The following is an 18242-nucleotide window of genomic DNA, read 5'->3' as shown; positions in this document are numbered from 1 at the left end:
TGTGTCACAGCACCGATTTGGTCTTGGCGATGTGGGGTTTGCGCAGGCCCGTCAAGGTGCCCAGTGCCTTGGAAATCAACGGCCAGAACAGCATCAACAGCGCTGCCGTGGTCAGGCTGCCGACCAAGGGGTTGGACCAGAAAATACCCAGGTGCCCGTCGGAGAACAGCATCGACTGACGGAACGCATCTTCGGCCTTGTCTCCCAGCACCGCCGCCAGCACCAGAGGCGCGATCGGGTAACCGAGTTTCTTGAACAGATAACCCAGCGCGCCGAAGCCCAGCATCAGCACCACGTCGAAGAACGAGTTGTGCACCGAGTAAGCGCCGATGGCGCAAACCATGATGATGATCGGCGCAATGATCGAGAACGGAATGCGCAGGATCGAAGCGAACAGCGGCACGGTGGCCAACACCACGATCAGGCTTACCACGTTGCCGAGGTACATGCTGGCGATCAGGCCCCAGACAAAATCATGTTGTTCCACGAACAGCGTCGGGCCGGGGTGCAGGCCCCAGATCATCAAGCCGCCAAGCATTACTGCTGCGGTGGCTGAACCGGGAATACCGAGCGTGAGCATCGGCAACAGCGCACTGGTGCCTGCCGCGTGGTCGGCGGTTTCCGGGGCGATCACGCCTTCGAGTTCACCCTTGCCGAAGTTCTCGCGGTTCTTCGAGAAGCGCCGCGCCAGGCTGTAGCTCATGAACGAGGCGGCCGTCGGACCGCCCGGCGTGATGCCCATCCAGCAACCGACCAACGTGCTGCGCACAATCGTCCACCAGTAACGCGGCAACTTGGCCCAGGTGCGCAGGATGACCATCGGCGTGATGCGCGCATGTTCGCCGCGAAACACCAGGCCTTCCTCGACGGTGCAGAGGATTTCGCCGATGCCGAACAGGCCGATCACCGCTACTTCGAAGCTGATGCCGGTCATCAAGATTGGCTGGTCGAAGGTCAGACGCAGGTTACCGGAGACGGTGTCCATCCCCACCGCAGCCATGGCGAAGCCAATCATCATTGCCACCACGGTTTTCAGCGGCGGGTTCTTGCTCATGCCGACGAAGGTGCAGAACGCCAACAGGTACACCGCGAAGAACTCCGGCGAGCTGAACGACATGGCGAACGCGGCAATCCGGGTCGACAGGAACGTCAGCAGCAACACCCCGGCCAACGCGCCGATCAGTGCCGAGCTGAACGCGGCGGTCAGGGCTTCGGCGGCGCGACCTTCGCGGGCCATCGGGTAGCCGTCGAATGTGGTCGCCACCGATGAGGGCTCGCCGGGGATATTAAACAGAATCGAGGTGATCGAGCCGCCGAACAGCGCGCCCCAATACATGCACGACAGCAAAATGATCGCCGACACCGGCGACATGGTGAACGTCAGCGGCAGCAGCAACGCCACGCCATTGGGGGCGCCGAGGCCGGGCAATACGCCGACCAGAATGCCCAGCAGCACGCCGATCACCATCAGGCCGATATGGCCCGGAGTCAGGATCAGGTTCATGCCTTGCAGCAAGGAATCGAACTCACTCATTTGAAAGATCTCCCGGCCAGGCTAATCCAGTCGCCCATCGGGCCGGCATCCAGCGGGACCTTGAACCACAGCGCGAAAATCAGGTAGCTGGCGAGTACCGCGCCGAGGGATACGGTGCCGATCATCCACTTGCCATAGGGTTTGACGCGGACCTTGTCACGCCACATGAACCAGGCGATGAAACAGGCCGAGGCCACGTAGATGCCGGTGAACGGCATGGCGCCGACGAACAGCGCAATCGGAATGAATACCGACAGCACTTGCTTGAACGCACTGCGGCTGACAAATGAAAGGCTCAGGGCCTGCCAGCGCACCACGGTCAACACGCCGTTGCCGACACTGGCGGCGCTCAACAGCAGGCCAATATAGAAGGGGAAGTAACCCGGCTCGGGTCCGGAATCGCCCCAGCCAATACCTTGTTCGACGCTGCCGAACATCACCACCACGCCGATCAGCGTGGTGAAGAGTGCCAGGCCGAGCTCGACCCAGCGGGTGCCGACCAGCGCCGGTGAATCCGAAGAATGGGACATCAAAACACCTCCAGAGGTGACGGCCGTGCGCAAGCGGACGGCCGAGAACAACTCAGTTTTTCAGCCAGCCGGCTTCTTTGAACACCGGGGTGACGCGGGCGGTGTCTTTCTCAATGTAGGCGGTCAGTGGCTCGCCTTCGAGGAAGGTCGGCACCAAAGCGTTCTGCTTGACGTAGGCCTTGAACTCCGGGGTCTCGGTGACTTTGCGCATCAGTTCGACATAGAACGCGCGCTGTTCGGCGGTGACTTCGCCCGGCATGAATACGGTGCGCGGGAAGCGATACTGATCGATGCCCAGGCCTTGTTCGTGGCAGGTCGGCACATCGGCCCAGGATTTGTCGCCGGCCACTTTCTCGGTGTAGCTCATGCGCTCTTTACTGAACACACACAGCGGCTCGACCTGGTCGCCGCGCCATTGGCTGATGCTTTCGCTGGGGTTGTTGACGTTGGCGGCGATGTGCTTGCCGGCCAGCTGGGTCGCGGCCTCGCTGCCGCTCTTGAACGGGATGTACACCAGTTTGCTGTTGTTGGTCTGGTTCAGCAGCAGGGTCAGGGTCTGGTCGACATCCTTGGACTGACTGCCGCCCATGCGCAGGTTCGACGGGTCGGCCTTGACCGCTTCGTAGAAGCCTTTGGCGTCCTTCCAGGGGGCGTCTTTGTAACTCCAGAGGATGAAGTCATCTTCGGCCACGGCCGCCACAGGGGTCAGTTCCTGCCATTGGTAGCCGAGCTTCGATACCAGCGGCAACAGGTAGATATTGTTGGTGCCGATCACCAGTTTTTCCGGATCGCCCTTGTTCATTTTCAAGTCGAGAAAGGCTTCGGCGCCATTGCCGCCGCCCTTGTTGAGGACGATGGTATTGACGTCGAGAAACTTGTGGGTGGTGATGATCGACTGGATCAGCCGGCCGAGCTGATCAGTGCCGCCACCGGGCCCGCCAGCGACAACGATTTCGACGTTTTTGTCCGGCTGCCAGGCGGCGCTGGCCAATGCGGGGAGGGCGCCGGCGGCGACCAGAGTGCAACCAAGAAACAGACGGGATGTGCGACGGACGAATGCATTTCGCATGGAAGGGCCTCGTTTTTGTAGTTGTTATGAGTGGCTTGTCAGAGCGGTAAAGCCGCAAGCCTGGAGTGAGTGTGTGAAGCCTCGGTCCCCGCGTCTAGTCAAAACAATACATACACCGATAGCCTGGAGTTATACGTCGCGCCGGACAATGTGGCGGTGATGGCTCAAGACTCTGCCCCAGAGCCTTTTTCATTGAAATCCGATGGCAGGGCCATCGGCTGAAAGCTCAATGAAAGCAGGGCATGCCATAACCCGAGGCTATCGCCTTATTTCAAGTTTTGATTAGACGGTTATCACTGAGCCTTCGATAGTGCTCACCAGCGCCGCCCAGAAGCTGCGTTTTGCATCCACAAAAATAATAAATGAGGTACGCACCATGGCTCGTCCCAGTGCTTCCCTGCATCTGCCCGGCGCAGTTGCCCAACCGATCACAGCGGCCGCACCGCTGACCGGCACCACCAAGGCCAGCAGCGTGCGCTGGCGGATCTTCGCGATCATCTTCGCCTTGACCATGGTCAACCTGATCGATCGGGTGTCGCTGTCGATTGCGATGCCGACCATCGCCCATGAATTTTCCCTCTCGCCGAGCATGCAGGGGTTGATCCTCAGCAGCTTCTTCTGGGCATACGCGCTGTTGCAGATTCCCGGCGGCTGGATGATCGACCGCTTCGGACCGCACCGGGTGATCAGTTGGTCCACCGGGTTGTGGGGGACTTTCCAGGTGATCGCGGCATTTGCCACGGGCGGGTTGTCATTGCTGTTCGCCAGGGTCGCGCTTGGCGCCGCAGAGGCTCCGTTGTTTCCATCGGGCGGCAAACTGATTTCGTTGTGGCTGGCGCCGAGCGAGCGCAGTCGCGGTGCGGTGCTGATGGACAGCGGCAGCCCGTTGGGCGTGGCATTGGGCGGATTGATCATTGCGTACCTGATCGCCTCGCTGGATTCATGGCGCCTGGCGTTTGTGATCGCCGGTATCGCGACCCTGGTGCTGGCCTGGCTGGCGCGGCGTTACCTGCGTGACGACCCGGCCACTCACCCGCAGGTGAACGCCGAAGAACTCGAAAAGATCAACGCCGGGCGCGCAACGCCAGCGGCTGAAGCCGCCCGTTTGCCGGTCAAGGGCCTGGGCATCGCGGCCCGGTCGCTGAGCGGTTTGCTGATCGGTCGCGCCAGTTGGGCGATGGTCTATTTTGGCTTGCTGACCTGGGGCCCGAGTTATCTGGCGCAGGCTCGCGGTTTTGATATCAAGGGCATTGGCGCGGCTACGTTCGTGATTTTTGTGTGTGGTGCGTTGGGTTCGTTGACCGGCGGTTTCCTCTGCGACGGCCTGATCCGCAAAGGCGTCAGCCGTGGGGTGGCGGTCAAGAGCCTGCTGGCGTTTTCCGGTCTGGTGGCCCTCGGCGCCTTCCTGTTGCTGCCGACCCTGAGCAATCCTTTTGCAGCCGTGGCGTTGTTGGCCATGACCGCATTTTTCCTTATGTGGGGCAGCCTCTACTGGAGCTTCCCGGCGTTGCTGGCGGCACCGGCGCGGGTCGGGTTGATCGGTGGCGTGATGAACATGGCCGGCAGCACCGGCGGCATCGCGGTGCCGATTCTGGTGGGAGTGATTGTGCAAATGGCCGGTGGGTTTGCGCCGGTGCTGGGATTCTTCGCGGCGTGCTCGGCAGTGTTTGTGCTGGCGACGTTGTTTATCAGCCTGGATGAGGTGCGTCATGACTAAGTTGTGGAACGGCCCGATCGTAGATGCCCATCACCATTTCTGGGACCCCGCGATCAATGTCCATCCGTGGCTCGCGCCCGAGGCCAACATACCGTTTCGCTACGGTGACTACAGCGCGATCAAGCGTCGCTATTTTCCCGATGACTACTTCGCCGATGCCGGTGCCCATAACGTCGTGCAAACGGTGTACGTCGAGACCGAATGGAACCCGAAAGACCCGATTGGCGAAACCCGTTTCATCGAGGCGCTGGCCGCTCGCTACGGCGTGCCGAACGCCATCGTCGCGCAAGCCTGGCTCGACCACCCGGACGCCATAGCAGTGCTGTCCGAGCAAGCAAGTTTCAAGTGCGTGCGCAGCGTGCGCCACAAACCCGGCGGACCGATCGCGCCGGAGCAGGTCGGGCACCTGCGTAGCTTGATGAGCGACGAACACTGGCGCCGCAGTTACGCCGCGCTCGAAGGCCTGGGCCTGCATTTCGACCTGCAAACACCTTGGTGGAATCTGCACGAAGCCGAGCGCCTGGCCCGGGATTTCCCCGGCACCACGCTGATTCTCAACCACGCTGGCTTGCCCAACGACCGCAGCGCCGAAGGCCTGGCGGGTTGGCGCCTGGCGATGGCGCGGCTGGCGCAGTGGCCGAACGTGCGGGTGAAAATTTCCGGCCTCGGGCAGGGCGGTCAACGCTGGCGGGCCAAGGACAACGCCTGGATCGTGCGCGAAGTCATCGCCATGTTCGGCAGCGACCGGGCGATGTTCGCCAGCAACTTTCCCGTGGACAGCCTGTGTGGCTCGTTCGACGACATCTACAGCGGTTTCAAATCCATCGTTGCCGATTTTCCGAGTGCCGATCAGCAACGACTTTTCTACAGCAACGCGAAGCAAGTCTATCGCTGCGAGCCTTGCGCCATTGACCGGGTGCGGCCTGAATCCTTGAGGAGTGAAGCATGAACAAAACCACCATTGCGATGGTCCTGGGTGACCCGGCGGGCATCGGTCCGGAACTGATCGCGCGCCTGCTTGCAGAGCCTTCGGTGCGCAGTCAGGCCAACGTGATCCTGATTGCTGACGAGGCCGAAATGCGCCGGGGCATGCGCATCGCCGGGACGGAATTTCCATACCGTCGCGTGGAGTCGCTGGAGCAGTTGTCATTTGTCGATGACACGCCGTTGTTCTATGACTTTCGCGGCGACACGGTGGGTGAGTTCCCGCGCAGTGAAGCCAGTGTCATTGGTGGTCGCTATAGCCTCGACACCCTGGAGCAAGCCCTGCGCCTGACCGAGGCCGGGACCACCGACGCGGTGCTGTTCGGCCCGTTGAACAAGACCTCGTTGCACATGGCCGGCATGGCCCACAGCGACGAGCTGCACTGGTTCGCCGAGCTGTTGGATCTCCACGGCCCGTTTTGCGAATTCAACGTGCTCGACAACCTCTGGACGTCACGCGTGACCTCCCACGTGGCGCTGGCCGAAGTGCCGGGCATGCTCAGCCAGACGCGAGTGGTGGAAGCGATTCAGCTGATCGACACCGCGCTCAAGCGCAATGGCCTGGAAAAACCGCGCATCGGCGTGTGCGGGCTGAATCCGCACAACGGCGATAACGGCTCGTTCGGCCGCGAAGAACTGGACATCATTGGCCCGGCCGTGCGTTCGGCCCAGGCACTGGGGATTGCGGCTGAAGGGCCATACCCCGCCGACACGATCTTCCTCAAAGTGCAGGGCGATGCCAGTGCGTTCGACGCGGTGGTGACCATGTATCACGACCAGGGACAGATCGCGATCAAGTTGATGGGCTTCTCCCGTGGGGTGACCGTGCAGGGCGGGTTGCCGATCCCGATCACCACGCCGGCACACGGCACCGCGTTCGATATCGCGGGGCAGGGCAAGGCCAACGTCGGCGCGATCCGCCAGGCATTCGAAATCGCCTGCCGGATGGGCACCAACAACTACTGAAAACAACACAACTTCCCTGTGGGAACGGGCTTGCTCGCGATGACGGCGGTTCAGTCACCCTTTCAGTGACTGACAAACCGCTATCGCGAGCAGGCTCATTCCCACAGGGTTTTGTATTGAACACAAAATCCAAGTAACACCAACAACCACTGTGGGAGCGGGCTTGCTCGCGATGGCGACAGTACAGACACCTTGAAGTGACTGTCAGACCGCCATCGCGAGCAAGCTCGCTCCCACATTTGTTTTGTGTTGGGGCTGATAACCCGATCTAACGGATATCGCGTTTTTGCGATCACCCCAGGTTATCGCCGGATACGCATAAGTGATTATCCGCACGCCCCGGGCGCTGGCTAAAGTCGCTCCATCGAATGCCCGGAGCCGGCGGCACGAACGGCTCTGCGCAGCGACCCAACAACTACAAAAAGCCGGTAGCGCAAGGAACTGTATTCATGAAAATCAAAGCCATCCGTACCCGCGTTTTCGAGTGGAAAGGTAAAGTCGTTCCCCCGCAAGCGCACTTCTGCACCAACGCCAGCGACATCCTGTTCGAGCGCGGCGATGCCATGGGCTCGTTCCGTTTCCACGGCTGGCTGGTGGTGGAAGTCGAGACCGACACCGGTCTTGTCGGCATCGGTAACTGCGCCCTGGCACCGCGTGTGGCCAAGGAAATCATCGACACTTATCTGGCGCCGATTGCGATTGGCGAAGACCCGTTCGACAACGAATACATCTGGCAGAAAATGTATCGCCAGAGCCACGCCTGGGGCCGCAAAGGCATCGGCATGGCGGCGATCTCGGCGATCGACATCGCCATCTGGGACATCATGGGCAAAGCGGTGAACAAGCCGGTGTTCAAACTGCTCGGCGGGCGCACCAAGGAGAAGATCTGGACCTACGCCTCCAAGCTCTACGCCAACGACAACCTCGACCTGTTCCTCGAAGAAGCCCAGGGCTACCTGAACCAGGGTTTCACCGCGCTGAAAATGCGTTTCGGCTACGGCCCCAAAGACGGCCCGGCGGGCATGCGCAAGAACATCGAGCAAGTGCGGGCGCTGCGTAACCTGGCCGGTCCCGACATCGACATCATGCTCGAATGCTACATGGGCTGGACCCTGGAATATGCCCGCCGCATGTTGCCCAAACTGGCCGAGTTCGAACCGCGCTGGCTCGAAGAACCGGTGATTGCCGACGACATCGAAGGCTATATCGAGCTGAAAAAAATGGGAATCATGCCGATCTCCGGCGGCGAGCACGAGTTCACTTCCTACGGCTTCAAAGACCTGCTGGAGCGCCGTGCCGTCGACGTGATCCAGTACGACACCAACCGTGTCGGCGGCATCACCGCGGCGCGCAAGATCAACGCCATGGCTGAAGCCTGGTCGGTGCCGGTGATCCCGCACGCCGGGCAGATGCACAACTATCACCTGACCATGTCCACCACCGCCTCGCCAATGGCCGAGTTTTTCCCGGTGTTCGACGTCGAGGTTGGCAACGAACTCTTCTACTACGTGTTCAAGGGCGAGCCGCAACCGGTGAACGGCTACATCCAGCTCGACGATAACAAGCCCGGCCTGGGCCTGGAAATCTCTGATGAGTACCTGAGCGATTTCAACATCATCGAGTGATCTTGAGGCGCCGCACACAAGGCGGCGCCATTCACGACTTTCTGGAGGCCGTCATGCGCTTGATTCAATTTGAAAACACTGCCGGTGAACGCCAGGTGGGCCTCGTCGAGGGCTCTCAGATCCAGGTGCTCAAAGGCATTCGTAGCACCCGTGAACTGGCACTCGCGGCCATCCGCGCGCAACGTAGCCTGCAAGAAGAAGTCGCCCGATGCGGCACCGCGCCAGGCCCGGATTACGCGCAACTGTTGCAGCAGGGCCGCGTCCTGCCGCCGCTGGACCACGAAGACCCGGCCCATTGCCTGATCAGCGGCACTGGCCTGACCCATTTGGGCAGCGCATCGGCCCGGGACAAAATGCACCAGCACGATGGAGCGGTCGAAGCCGGCATGACCGACACCATGCGCATTTTCAAATGGGGGCTGGAGGGCGGAAAACCGGCGGCTGGCCAGGTCGGTGCTCAACCGGAATGGTTCTACAAGGGCGACGGCAGCATTGTCGTGCGCCCCGGCGCAGACTTCCCGGTACCGCCATTTGCCGAAGACGCCGGTGAAGAGCCGGAGCTGACCGGCCTCTATGTGATCGGCGACGACGGCCAGCCGTACCGCGTTGGTTACGCCTTGGGCAACGAGTTCTCCGACCATGTGATGGAACGGCGCAATTACCTGTACCTCGCGCATTCGAAACTGCGCTTCTGCGCCTACGGTCCGGAGCTGCGCGTGGGGGAGTTGCCCAAGCATCTGGCCGGCACCAGCCGCATCATGCGCAACGGTGAAACGCTCTGGGAAAAAGAGTTTCTCAGCGGCGAGGACAACATGTGCCACAGCCTCGCCAACCTCGAATTTCACCACTTCAAATACGCTCAGTTTTTGCGCCCCGGCGATGTTCACGTGCATTACTTCGGCACCGCCACGCTGTCGTTTGCCGACGGGGTGAAAACCCAGCCGGGTGACCGCTTCCAGATCTGCCTCGATGAGTTCGGCGCGCCCCTGGAAAACGGGATTGGCGAAAGCGCCCAGCCGTTGGCCATCGGCCAGGTCCGCGCGCTTTAAGTCTTCAATTACCGGCCCTGTTCGCCGGTCAAGGAAAACCTCATGACCACGCTACTTGGACACAACTACATCGGCGGTCGTCGCAGCGCCGAAGGCACCGTGCAGCTGCAAAGCCTCGACGCGACCACTGGCGAGGCGCTACCTGGCAGCTTTTTCCAGGCGTCCGAAGCCGAAGTCGACGCGGCTGCCAACGCTGCGGCGGCTGCGTACCCGATCTATCGCAACCTGAGGGCGGAAAAACGTGCGCAATTCCTCGATGCCATCGCCGATGAAATCGATGCACTGGGCGATGATTTCGTCGCCACCGTGTGCCGCGAAACCGCTTTGCCGGCCGGGCGCATTCAAGGCGAGCGCGGTCGAACCAGCGGCCAGATGCGCTTGTTCGCCAAGGTCCTGCGTCGCGGTGATTTCTATGGGGCGCGCATTGATCGGGCACTGCCGGATCGCCAACCATTGCCGCGTCCGGACCTGCGTCAATACCGCATCGCGTTAGGGCCTGTCGCGGTGTTCGGCGCCAGCAACTTTCCCTTGGCGTTTTCCACCGCCGGCGGCGATACCGCCTCGGCACTGGCCGCGGGTTGCCCTGTGGTATTCAAGGCACACAGCGGGCACATGGCGACGGCCGAGTGGGTCGCGGATGCGATCATTCGCGCGGCCCAAAAAACCGAAATGCCCGCCGGTGTGTTCAACATGATCTTTGGCGGGGGCGTCGGCGAATGGCTGGTCAAGCACCCGGCGATTCAGGCTGTGGGCTTCACCGGCTCACTCAAGGGCGGCAATGCCCTGGCCCACATGGCCGCCACCCGGGCGCAACCAATCCCGGTGTTTGCCGAGATGTCGAGCATCAACCCGGTGTTCCTGCTGCCCGAAGCGCTCGCCGTGCGAGGCGAGCAGATCGCGGCACAACTGGCCGGTTCGGTGACGTTGGGCTGCGGTCAGTTCTGCACCAATCCGGGCTTGGTGATCGGCCTGCGTTCACCGCAGTTCAGCCGGTTCCTGGAAACGTTTTGCGCCAACATGGACCAGCAACCGGCGCAAACCATGCTCAATGCCGGCGCGCTGGTCAGCTACCGCCAAGGCCTGGCCGAGCTGCACGAACACCCGGGGCTGACGCACCTGGCGGGCAAACCGCAACAGGGCAATCAGGCCCAGCCGCAAGTGTTCAAGGCTGACGTCAGCCTGTTGCTCAAGGGCGATGAACTGCTGCAGGAAGAGGTTTTCGGGCCCACCACCATCGTTGTCGAAGTCGAAGTCGAGGGCCGGGCGCAGCTGGCAGCGGCATTGCAGGGGTTGCGCGGGCAGCTGACGGCGACATTGATCGGTGAACCGGATGAATTGCTGGAGTACCGTTGGCTGACCGAGTTGCTTCAGGAAAAGGTCGGGCGGATTCTGCTCAATGGTTATCCGACCGGGGTCGAGGTGTGTGAGGCGATGGTGCACGGCGGGCCGTATCCGGCAACGTCCGATTCACGGGGCACATCGGTGGGAACGCTGGCCATCGATCGTTTCCTGCGGCCGTTGTGCTTCCAGAACTATCCGGATGCACTGCTGCCCGAGGCACTGCAAAACGCCAACCCGCTGGGGATTCGGCGGTTGGTGGATGGGGAGGTGAGTCAGTCGGCTTTGTAGCGCCTGACCTACCGCCATCGCGAGCAGGCTCGCTCCCACATTTGACCTGTGTGAATACAAACTGTGTGTCCACTTCAGATCCCCCTGTGGGAGCGGGCTTGCCCGCGAAGGCTTAAGTAGCAGCACCGCAGAATTAGCGGGCAACTGCCTCTTTCGGCTTCACCACCGCAGGCTTCAACACCAGCCACAACGCCGCCGCTATCAACACCCCACCATACAGATGCGCCATCGACAGCGGTTCATCCAGCAGCAACGCCCCCCACAGCACCCCGAACGGCGGGATCAGGAAGGTCGTGGTCATCGACTTCACCGGTCCGACCGAGCTGAGCAGACGGAAGTAAACAATGTACGCCAAGGCCGTGCACACCAGGCCCAACCCCATCAGCGACAGCCAGACATTCCAGCCACCCCAGCTTGCCGGTGGCTGGGTAATCACGCTGTAACCGAACAGCGGCAGCAAAAACAACGTGGCCCCCATCATGCTGCCCACCGCCGACAGGCGACTGTCCAGACCGCCAGCGTGATCGAGCCAACGGCGCGCCAGGAAGCCGGCGAAGCCGTAACACGTGGTGGCGAGCAGGCAGGCGAGGGCGCCCATCAGCAATTGCAGGTCGAACGCCACCGGACCTGCACGGGTTAGGATGCCGACCCCCATCAGGCCGAGCAGCACCCCGCCCAGCTTGGCGGCCGTGAGTTTTTCATGAAAGAACAGACCGCCGATCAGCACGCCCATCAGCGGCGTGGTGGCGTTGAAAATGGCCGAGTAACCGGCTGGCAATACCTGGGCGGCCACCGAATAGAGCGTCGCCGGAATACCGGAGTTGATCACCCCCAGGAGCATTACTGTCTTGAGTTTGCCTTTGAAGTCCCAGCTTATGCGCATCAACCCCAGAATCACCAGCAAGCCGACGGCGGCAATCGACACACGGAAAAAAGCCGTGGGGATCGAGCCAATCACCGGGGCGATGATGCGCATGAACAGAAAGCTCGCACCCCAAATCGCCGCCAGTGACAGTAAACGGAAAATATCGACGGGGTTCACGGTGTGCTCCTTGCTGGATGGGGACGAGAGTGTTGCCGAGCGCCTGATCGATGGCAACCGGAAAACGAGCAAATAATTCTGCTCGAAAATTACGCTTCTCCTGCACCCGGTTCACTGGCTAAGCTCAGGGCTTCCGAATTCCCGCAGAGGTCTCACCATGCCGCAGCAATGGCCAGCCGCCGACATCGCCCGAATGATCCTCGATGGCTTTGACGATTACCGCGAGCATTTCCGGCAGATCACCGACGGCGCCCGGGCCCGCTTCGAGCAGGCCAAGTGGCAAGAGGCACAGGTTGCCTCGGCCGCGCGGATCAATCTGTACGAAGAGAAGGTCGGCGAAACGGTAGAACGCCTGCACATCGCTTTTGACGCCGACACCCTGGACGTCAGCTGCTGGCCGTTGGTCAAAAACGCCTACATCACCCTGATCGACCTGCGTTTCGACGATGAACTGTCCGAAACCTGGTACAACTCGATTTTCTGCGGACTGTTCAGTCATGACCTGATCAGCGACGGCTGCATGTTCATCCACACCACCCGGCCGAGCCTGCGCCGTGCCCGCGCCGCGCAAACCCGCACCTACAAGCCTCAGGGCCAGTTGTCCGGCATGCTCGCGAGCATTTTTGCCGACTACCGGTTCAGCGAAGACTACGCCGACCTTGCCGGCGACCTGCGCCGCCTCGAAGCGCAACTGCGCGAAAACCTGCCGGACTGGGTCTGCAAGGACCCGGAACTGAGTGTCGAGTTGTTTTCCTCGGTGTTGTACCGCAATAAAGGCGCGTACCTGGTGGGTCGCATCTATACCCAGGATGAACAGTGGCCACTGGTGATTCCGCTGCTGCACCGCGAAGGCCGCGGGATTCAGATCGATGCGCTGATTACCGATGAAGCAGACGTGTCGATCATCTTCTCGTTCACCCGCTCGTATTTCATGGTGGATGTGCCGGTGCCCGCGGAGTTCATCGGCTTTCTCAAGCGCATCCTGCCGGGCAAGCACATCGCCGAGCTGTACACCTCGATCGGTTTCTACAAACACGGCAAGTCCGAGTTCTACCGCGCGCTGATCAATCACCTGGCCAACACCGACGACCAGTTCATCATGGCGCCGGGTGTGCGCGGGATGGTGATGAGCGTGTTTACCCTGCCGGGTTTCAACACCGTTTTCAAAATCATCAAGGACCGTTTCTCACCGTCGAAAAACGTTGACCGCGCGACGGTGATCGAAAAATACCGACTGGTGAAAAGCGTCGACCGGGTCGGGCGCATGGCCGACACCCAGGAATTCGCCGACTTCCGTTTCCCCTTGAGCAAATTCGATCCGGCGTGCCTGGAAGAACTGCTCGAAGTGGCGGCGTCCACCGTCTCGGTGGAAGGCGATACGGTGCTGATCCGTCACTGCTGGACCGAACGGCGGATGACACCGTTGAACCTGTACCTGGAAAACGCCAACGACGCACAGGTTCGCGAGGCTTTGGAAGATTACGGCCTGGCGATCAAGCAACTGGCGGCGGCGAACATTTTTCCGGGCGACATGCTGCTGAAGAACTTTGGCGTGACCCGTCACGGCCGCGTGGTGTTTTATGACTACGACGAGATCTGCTTTCTGACCGAGGCCAATTTCCGCCACATCCCGCAACCGCGCACCCCCGAAGACGAGATGGCGTCCGAGCCGTGGTACTCGATCGGGCCGCTGGACGTGTTCCCCGAAGAGTTTCCGCCGTTTTTGTTTGCCGATGCCGGGCAGCGCAAGTTGTTCGATCAGTTGCATGGCGAGTTGTACAACGCCGATTACTGGAAGAGCCTGCAAGAGGCAATTCGGGCGGGGAAGATCATTGATGTGTTCCCGTATCGGCGTAAAAGCTTCGATAACGAATAACGCACCGATCGTTCCCACGCTCCGCGTGGGAATGCAGCCCGGGACGCTCCGCGTCCCAAGAGCGGACGCAGAGCGTCCATTGAGGCATTCCCACGCAGAGCGTGGGAACGATCACTTGGCGGCGCAAATCTGCGACAATCGCACCCCTGCGCCACTAGACGACTGAATTGCGTACCTGATGACCGACGAATCGCCCTCCATCGACAAACTGCTGAAAAACCTCGATCACGCCATGCTTGCCGACCGCCACCGGCTGCGGCGGCAGTTGCTTGAGCTGCGCAAGAAACCCGACGAGGCCAAGCTGGCCCAGTGGGTGACGCGCATGCAGGCGTCCTGTGATCAGGTGTTGGCGCGGCGTGCCAGCCTGCCGGTGATTCGTTACGACGACAGTTTGCCGATCGCCGCCAAACGCGATGAAATCAAGGAGGCGTTGCTCAAGCACCAGGTGCTGATCATCGCCGGCGAAACCGGCTCGGGTAAAACCACCCAGTTGCCGAAGATCTGCCTGGAAATCGGTCGTGGCCAGCATGGCCTGATCGGCCATACCCAGCCGCGCCGAATCGCGGCGCGCAGCGTGGCCAGCCGCGTTGCCGAGGAATTGGCGACGCCGTTGGGCGCGCTGGTCGGTTATCAGGTGCGGTTCGAGGACCAGAGCGATTCCAACACCCTGATCAAACTGATGACCGACGGCATCCTGCTGGCGGAAACCCAGAACGACCGCTACCTCGAACGCTACGACACGATCATCGTCGACGAAGCCCACGAACGCAGCCTGAACATCGACTTCCTCCTGGGTTACCTGAAAACCCTGCTGCCCCGTCGTCCGGACCTGAAAGTCATCATCACCTCGGCAACCATCGATCTTGAGCGCTTCTCCAAGCATTTCGATGATGCACCCATCGTCGAAGTCTCTGGCCGCACGTTCCCGGTGGAAACCTGGTATCGCCCGCTGACGCTGGAGCAGGACGAAGAGGGCAATCGGGTCGAGGATGACTTGACCGTCGATCAGGCGATCCTCGCCACCCTCGACGAAATCGCCGCGTTCGAACGCAGCGAGCGCAAGAGCCCTGGCGATGTGCTGGTGTTCCTGCCCGGCGAGCGCGAGATTCGCGACGCGGCGGACATGCTGCGCAAGGCCCAGCTCAAGCACACCGAGATTCTGCCGTTGTACGCGCGCTTGTCGCCGGCCGAGCAGCAGCGGATATTCCAATCGCACCCGGGCCGTCGCGTGGTGTTGGCGACCAACGTCGCGGAAACCTCGCTGACTGTGCCAGGCATCCGCTACGTGATCGACAGCGGCACCGCGCGCATCAGTCGTTACAGCTACCGCGCCAAAGTCCAGCGCTTGCCCATCGAAGCGATTTCCCAGGCCAGCGCCAACCAGCGCAAAGGCCGTTGCGGACGGGTCGAGCCCGGTATCTGTATCCGCTTGTACGCCGAAGAGGACTTCCTCAGTCGCCCGGAATTTACCGACCCGGAAATCCTCCGTACCAACCTCGCGGCGGTCATTTTGCAGATGCTGCATCTGCGCCTCGGCGAGATCACCGACTTCCCGTTTATCGAACCGCCGGACGGCAAGGCGATCAGCGACGGATTCAACCTGCTGCAAGAACTCTCTGCAGTCGACCGCAACAGTCAACTGACACCGCTCGGTCGCCAATTGGCGCGCCTGCCAGTGGACCCGCGCATGGGCCGCATGCTGCTGGAAGCGGCGAAACTGGGCAGCTTGCAGGAAGTGCTGATCGTCGCCAGCGCCATGTCGATTCAAGACCCGCGCGAACGTCCGCCGGAACGCCAGCAAGCGGCGGATCAGGCCCACGCGCAGTGGAAAGACGTGGACTCGGACTTCGCCGGGTTGGTCAATCTGTGGCGTGGTTTTGAAGAACAACGCCTGGAACTGACGGCCAGCCCGCTGCGTAACTGGTGTCGCAAGAATTTCCTGAATTATCTGCGTCTGCGCGAATGGCGCGATTCTCACCGCCAACTGAGCCTGATCTGCCGCGACATGCAGCTGAGCATCAACAAAGAGCCGGCGGATTACCCGAAGCTGCACAAAGCCGTGCTGTCGGGCCTGCTCAGCCAGATCGGTCAGAAAACCGATGAAGGCGATTACCTTGGCGCCCGTCAGCGGCGGTTCTGGATTCACCCGTCCTCGGGGCTGGGCAAAAAACGCCCGCAATGGCTGATGACCGCCGAACTGGTGGAAACCACCAAGCTTTACGCACGGATGGTCGCCAAGATCGACGCCGACTGGATCGAGCCGCTGGCCGGGCACTTGATCAAGAAGAACCATTTCGAACCGCATTGGGAAAAGAAGCGCGGGCAAGTGGTGGCGTTTGAGCAGATCACTTTGTTCGGGCTGATCATCGTCGGTCGCCGCCCGGTGCATTACGGGCCGATCGATCCGGTCGTTTCCCGTGAGTTTTTCATTCGCGAAGGCCTGGTGCGCGGCGAGATTCAATCCAAGGCCAAGTGCCTGACTGCCAATGCTCAGTTGCTCGAACAGCTCGACGAACTGGAAGCCAAGGCCCGCCGTCGCGACATTCTGGCCGACGAAGAAACTCTTTACGCCTTCTACGATGCGCGACTGCCGGCGGAGATTCACCAGACCGCCACCTTCGACAGCTGGTACCGGGTCAACAGCCAGAAAGACCCGCAGCTGCTGATCATGCGCGAAGAAGACGTGCTGGCCCGCGAGGCCAGTGAAGTCACTGCGTTGCATTACCCGGACACGTTGCACATCGGCGATCTGGAGTTGGCGCTCAGTTACCACTTTGAGCCTAACCACCCGCGCGACGGCGTGACCCTGCGCGTGCCGGCGCCGTTGCTGCCGATGCTGCCGCCGGAACGCCTGGAATGGCTGGTGCCGGGCGTCATCGAGGCCAAGTGCATTGCCTTGGTCCGTAACCTGCCTAAAGCCCTGCGCAAGAATTTCGTGCCGGTGCCGGACTTCGTCAAAGCCGCCTTGCAGCGCATGACCTTCGCCGAAGGTTCGTTGCCTCAGGCCTTGGGCCGTGAACTGCTGCGCATGACCGGTGCGCGGGTCAGCGACGAAGCCTGGGCGGAAGCCGCGCAACAGGTCGACAGCCATTTGCGCATGAACCTGGAAATCGTCGATGGCCAAGGCAAGTTTCTCGGCGAAGGACGGGATCTGGCGGAACTGACTGCACGCTTTGCCGAAGCCAGTCAGGCTGCGTTGGCCGTGCCGCAAACCGCGAAGAATCAACAGCCGGTCGAGCCGAAAGTCTTTGCCGCGGTTGCCGAGAAAACCCAGCAGAAGATCGCCGGGCTGTCGATGACGGTGTATCCGGCGCTGGTGGAGGAGAGCGGCACGGTCAAGGAAGGGCGTTTTTCGACCCCGGCCGAAGCCGAGTTCCAGCATCGTCGTGCGTTGCAGCGTTTGCTCATGCAACAACTGGCCGAGCCGGCGAAGTTCTTGCGCGGCAAGTTGCCGGGGCTGACCGAGCTGGGGTTGATGTACCGCGAGCTGGGGCGCATCGATGCGCTGGTGGAAGACATCCTGCTGGCTAGCCTCGACAACTGCATTCTCGATGGCGAAGACTCGTTGCCTCGCGATGGCGCCGGGTTGGCGTCGCTGGCCGAGCGCAAGCGCGGCGGCTGGACCGAGCACGCCGAACGCCTGGCGAAGCTGACGCTGGAGATTTTGAAGCTCTGGCATGGCCTGCAAAAACGCTTCAAAGGCAAGATCGACCTGGCGCAAGCCGTGGCCCTGAACGACATCAAGCAGCAGCTCAGTCATCTGGTGTATCCGGGGTTCGTGCGGGAAACCCCGATGCAATGGCTCAAGGAACTGCCGCGTTATCTGAAAGCGGTCGAGCAGCGCTTCGAGAAAATCGGCGCTCAGGTACAAAGGGACCGGGTCTGGAGCGGCGAATTGTCCGGTCTCTGGACGCAATACCAGACCCGTGCCAACAAACACGCCCAGGAAGGCAAGCGCGATCCGCAGCTGGAGCTTTACCGCTGGTGGCTGGAGGAATACCGGGTTTCGCTGTTCGCCCAGCAATTGGGGACCAAGGTGCCGATCTCCGATAAGCGCCTGAACAAGCAGTGGACCCAGGTCGAACCCTGAATCCAAGGCTTGCGCAATACCCTGTGGGAGCGAGCTTGCTCGCGATGAGGCCGTCAGCTTCAACATCAATGTTGACTGACACTCCGCTATCGCGAGCAAGCTCGCTCCCACATTTGGTATGTGTTTGATCC

General features: G+C 61.3%; 12 protein-coding genes. 8 read left to right on the top strand and 4 right to left on the bottom strand.

Annotation, left to right across the window (positions count from 1 at the left end; all coding sequences use genetic code 11):
• Positions 1-4: 4 nt before the first annotated feature.
• The 3 genes from HNR03_RS05195 to HNR03_RS05185 are packed head-to-tail and all read right to left on the bottom strand — an operon-like array spanning position 5 to position 3133.
• Positions 5-1534 carry a tripartite tricarboxylate transporter permease gene (locus HNR03_RS05195; RefSeq protein ID WP_222590212.1) on the bottom strand — a complete coding sequence of 510 codons (1530 nt, stop codon included), beginning with the start codon at positions 1532-1534 and terminating at the stop codon, positions 5-7.
• A complete protein-coding gene (locus HNR03_RS05190) occupies positions 1531-2064 on the bottom strand; it encodes a tripartite tricarboxylate transporter TctB family protein (RefSeq protein WP_259151366.1) in 534 nt (177 codons plus the stop codon). The genes HNR03_RS05195 and HNR03_RS05190 overlap by 4 nt, the downstream gene beginning before the upstream one ends.
• A 52-nt stretch (positions 2065-2116) precedes the next feature.
• Entirely contained in the window at positions 2117-3133 is a 1017-nt protein-coding gene (locus HNR03_RS05185) for a tripartite tricarboxylate transporter substrate binding protein (protein ID WP_259151365.1), read from the bottom strand.
• 376 nt (positions 3134-3509) lie between these two features.
• On the opposite strand from HNR03_RS05185, the gene HNR03_RS05180 reads away from it, so the two are divergent.
• From HNR03_RS05180 to HNR03_RS05155, 6 genes are all read left to right on the top strand, one after another.
• The gene (locus HNR03_RS05180) at positions 3510-4850 is read left to right on the top strand and encodes an MFS transporter (protein ID WP_259151364.1); all 1341 of its coding nucleotides are present in this window, start codon (positions 3510-3512) and stop codon (positions 4848-4850) included.
• Complete coding sequence (locus HNR03_RS05175) at positions 4843-5799, top strand: amidohydrolase (protein ID WP_259151363.1); 957 nt, start codon at positions 4843-4845, stop codon at positions 5797-5799. The genes HNR03_RS05180 and HNR03_RS05175 overlap by 8 nt, the downstream gene beginning before the upstream one ends.
• Entirely contained in the window at positions 5796-6800 is a 1005-nt protein-coding gene (locus tag HNR03_RS05170; RefSeq protein WP_259151360.1) for a 4-hydroxythreonine-4-phosphate dehydrogenase PdxA, read from the top strand. The genes HNR03_RS05175 and HNR03_RS05170 overlap by 4 nt, the downstream gene beginning before the upstream one ends.
• A gap of 449 nt (positions 6801-7249) precedes the next feature.
• Positions 7250-8425: an L-rhamnonate dehydratase gene (locus HNR03_RS05165; RefSeq protein WP_140677315.1), complete on the top strand. Its 1176-nt coding sequence runs from the start codon at positions 7250-7252 to the stop codon at positions 8423-8425.
• Positions 8426-8478: 53 nt separating this feature from the next.
• Positions 8479-9474, top strand: coding sequence for an AraD1 family protein (gene araD1, locus HNR03_RS05160; protein WP_259151353.1), 996 nt, complete (start codon positions 8479-8481; stop codon positions 9472-9474).
• Between the two features lie 42 nt (positions 9475-9516).
• Positions 9517-11103 carry an aldehyde dehydrogenase (NADP(+)) gene (locus HNR03_RS05155; protein ID WP_259151352.1) on the top strand — a complete coding sequence of 529 codons (1587 nt, stop codon included), beginning with the start codon at positions 9517-9519 and terminating at the stop codon, positions 11101-11103.
• Positions 11104-11236: 133 nt separating this feature from the next.
• Here the strand turns inward: HNR03_RS05155 and HNR03_RS05150 are convergent, their stop codons facing one another.
• Positions 11237-12145 carry a DMT family transporter gene (locus HNR03_RS05150; RefSeq protein ID WP_259151350.1) on the bottom strand — a complete coding sequence of 303 codons (909 nt, stop codon included), beginning with the start codon at positions 12143-12145 and terminating at the stop codon, positions 11237-11239.
• A 157-nt stretch (positions 12146-12302) separates the two neighbouring features.
• Between HNR03_RS05150 and aceK the strand changes: the two genes are divergently transcribed.
• Together aceK and hrpA are read left to right on the top strand one after the other, a co-directional pair.
• Entirely contained in the window at positions 12303-14021 is a 1719-nt protein-coding gene (aceK, locus tag HNR03_RS05145; protein WP_259151348.1) for a bifunctional isocitrate dehydrogenase kinase/phosphatase, read from the top strand.
• 178 nt (positions 14022-14199) lie between these two features.
• Positions 14200-18111, top strand: a complete 3912-nt coding sequence (gene hrpA / locus HNR03_RS05140) for an ATP-dependent RNA helicase HrpA (RefSeq protein ID WP_259151345.1) — start codon at positions 14200-14202, stop codon at positions 18109-18111.
• Positions 18112-18242 lie beyond the last annotated feature (131 nt).

Source organism: Pseudomonas sp. JAI111, from assembly GCF_024809425.1.
Taxonomy (GTDB): domain Bacteria; phylum Pseudomonadota; class Gammaproteobacteria; order Pseudomonadales; family Pseudomonadaceae; genus Aquipseudomonas.
This window is presented reverse-complemented; position numbering and strand designations above follow the sequence as displayed.

Bases quoted from the DNA above. Each gene is read 5' to 3' on its own strand.
- HNR03_RS05195 (WP_222590212.1), bottom strand. From the start codon at position 1,534: ATGAGTGAGTTCGATTCCTTGCTGCAAGGCATGAACCTGATCCTGACT.
- HNR03_RS05190 (WP_259151366.1), bottom strand. From the start codon at position 2,064: ATGTCCCATTCTTCGGATTCACCGGCGCTGGTCGGCACCCGCTGGGTC.
- HNR03_RS05185 (WP_259151365.1), bottom strand. From the start codon at position 3,133: ATGCGAAATGCATTCGTCCGTCGCACATCCCGTCTGTTTCTTGGTTGC.
- HNR03_RS05180 (WP_259151364.1), top strand. From the start codon at position 3,510: ATGGCTCGTCCCAGTGCTTCCCTGCATCTGCCCGGCGCAGTTGCCCAA.
- HNR03_RS05175 (WP_259151363.1), top strand. From the start codon at position 4,843: ATGACTAAGTTGTGGAACGGCCCGATCGTAGATGCCCATCACCATTTC.
- HNR03_RS05170 (WP_259151360.1), top strand. From the start codon at position 5,796: ATGAACAAAACCACCATTGCGATGGTCCTGGGTGACCCGGCGGGCATC.
- HNR03_RS05165 (WP_140677315.1), top strand. From the start codon at position 7,250: ATGAAAATCAAAGCCATCCGTACCCGCGTTTTCGAGTGGAAAGGTAAA.
- araD1 (WP_259151353.1), top strand. From the start codon at position 8,479: ATGCGCTTGATTCAATTTGAAAACACTGCCGGTGAACGCCAGGTGGGC.
- HNR03_RS05155 (WP_259151352.1), top strand. From the start codon at position 9,517: ATGACCACGCTACTTGGACACAACTACATCGGCGGTCGTCGCAGCGCC.
- aceK (WP_259151348.1), top strand. From the start codon at position 12,303: ATGCCGCAGCAATGGCCAGCCGCCGACATCGCCCGAATGATCCTCGAT.
- hrpA (WP_259151345.1), top strand. From the start codon at position 14,200: ATGACCGACGAATCGCCCTCCATCGACAAACTGCTGAAAAACCTCGAT.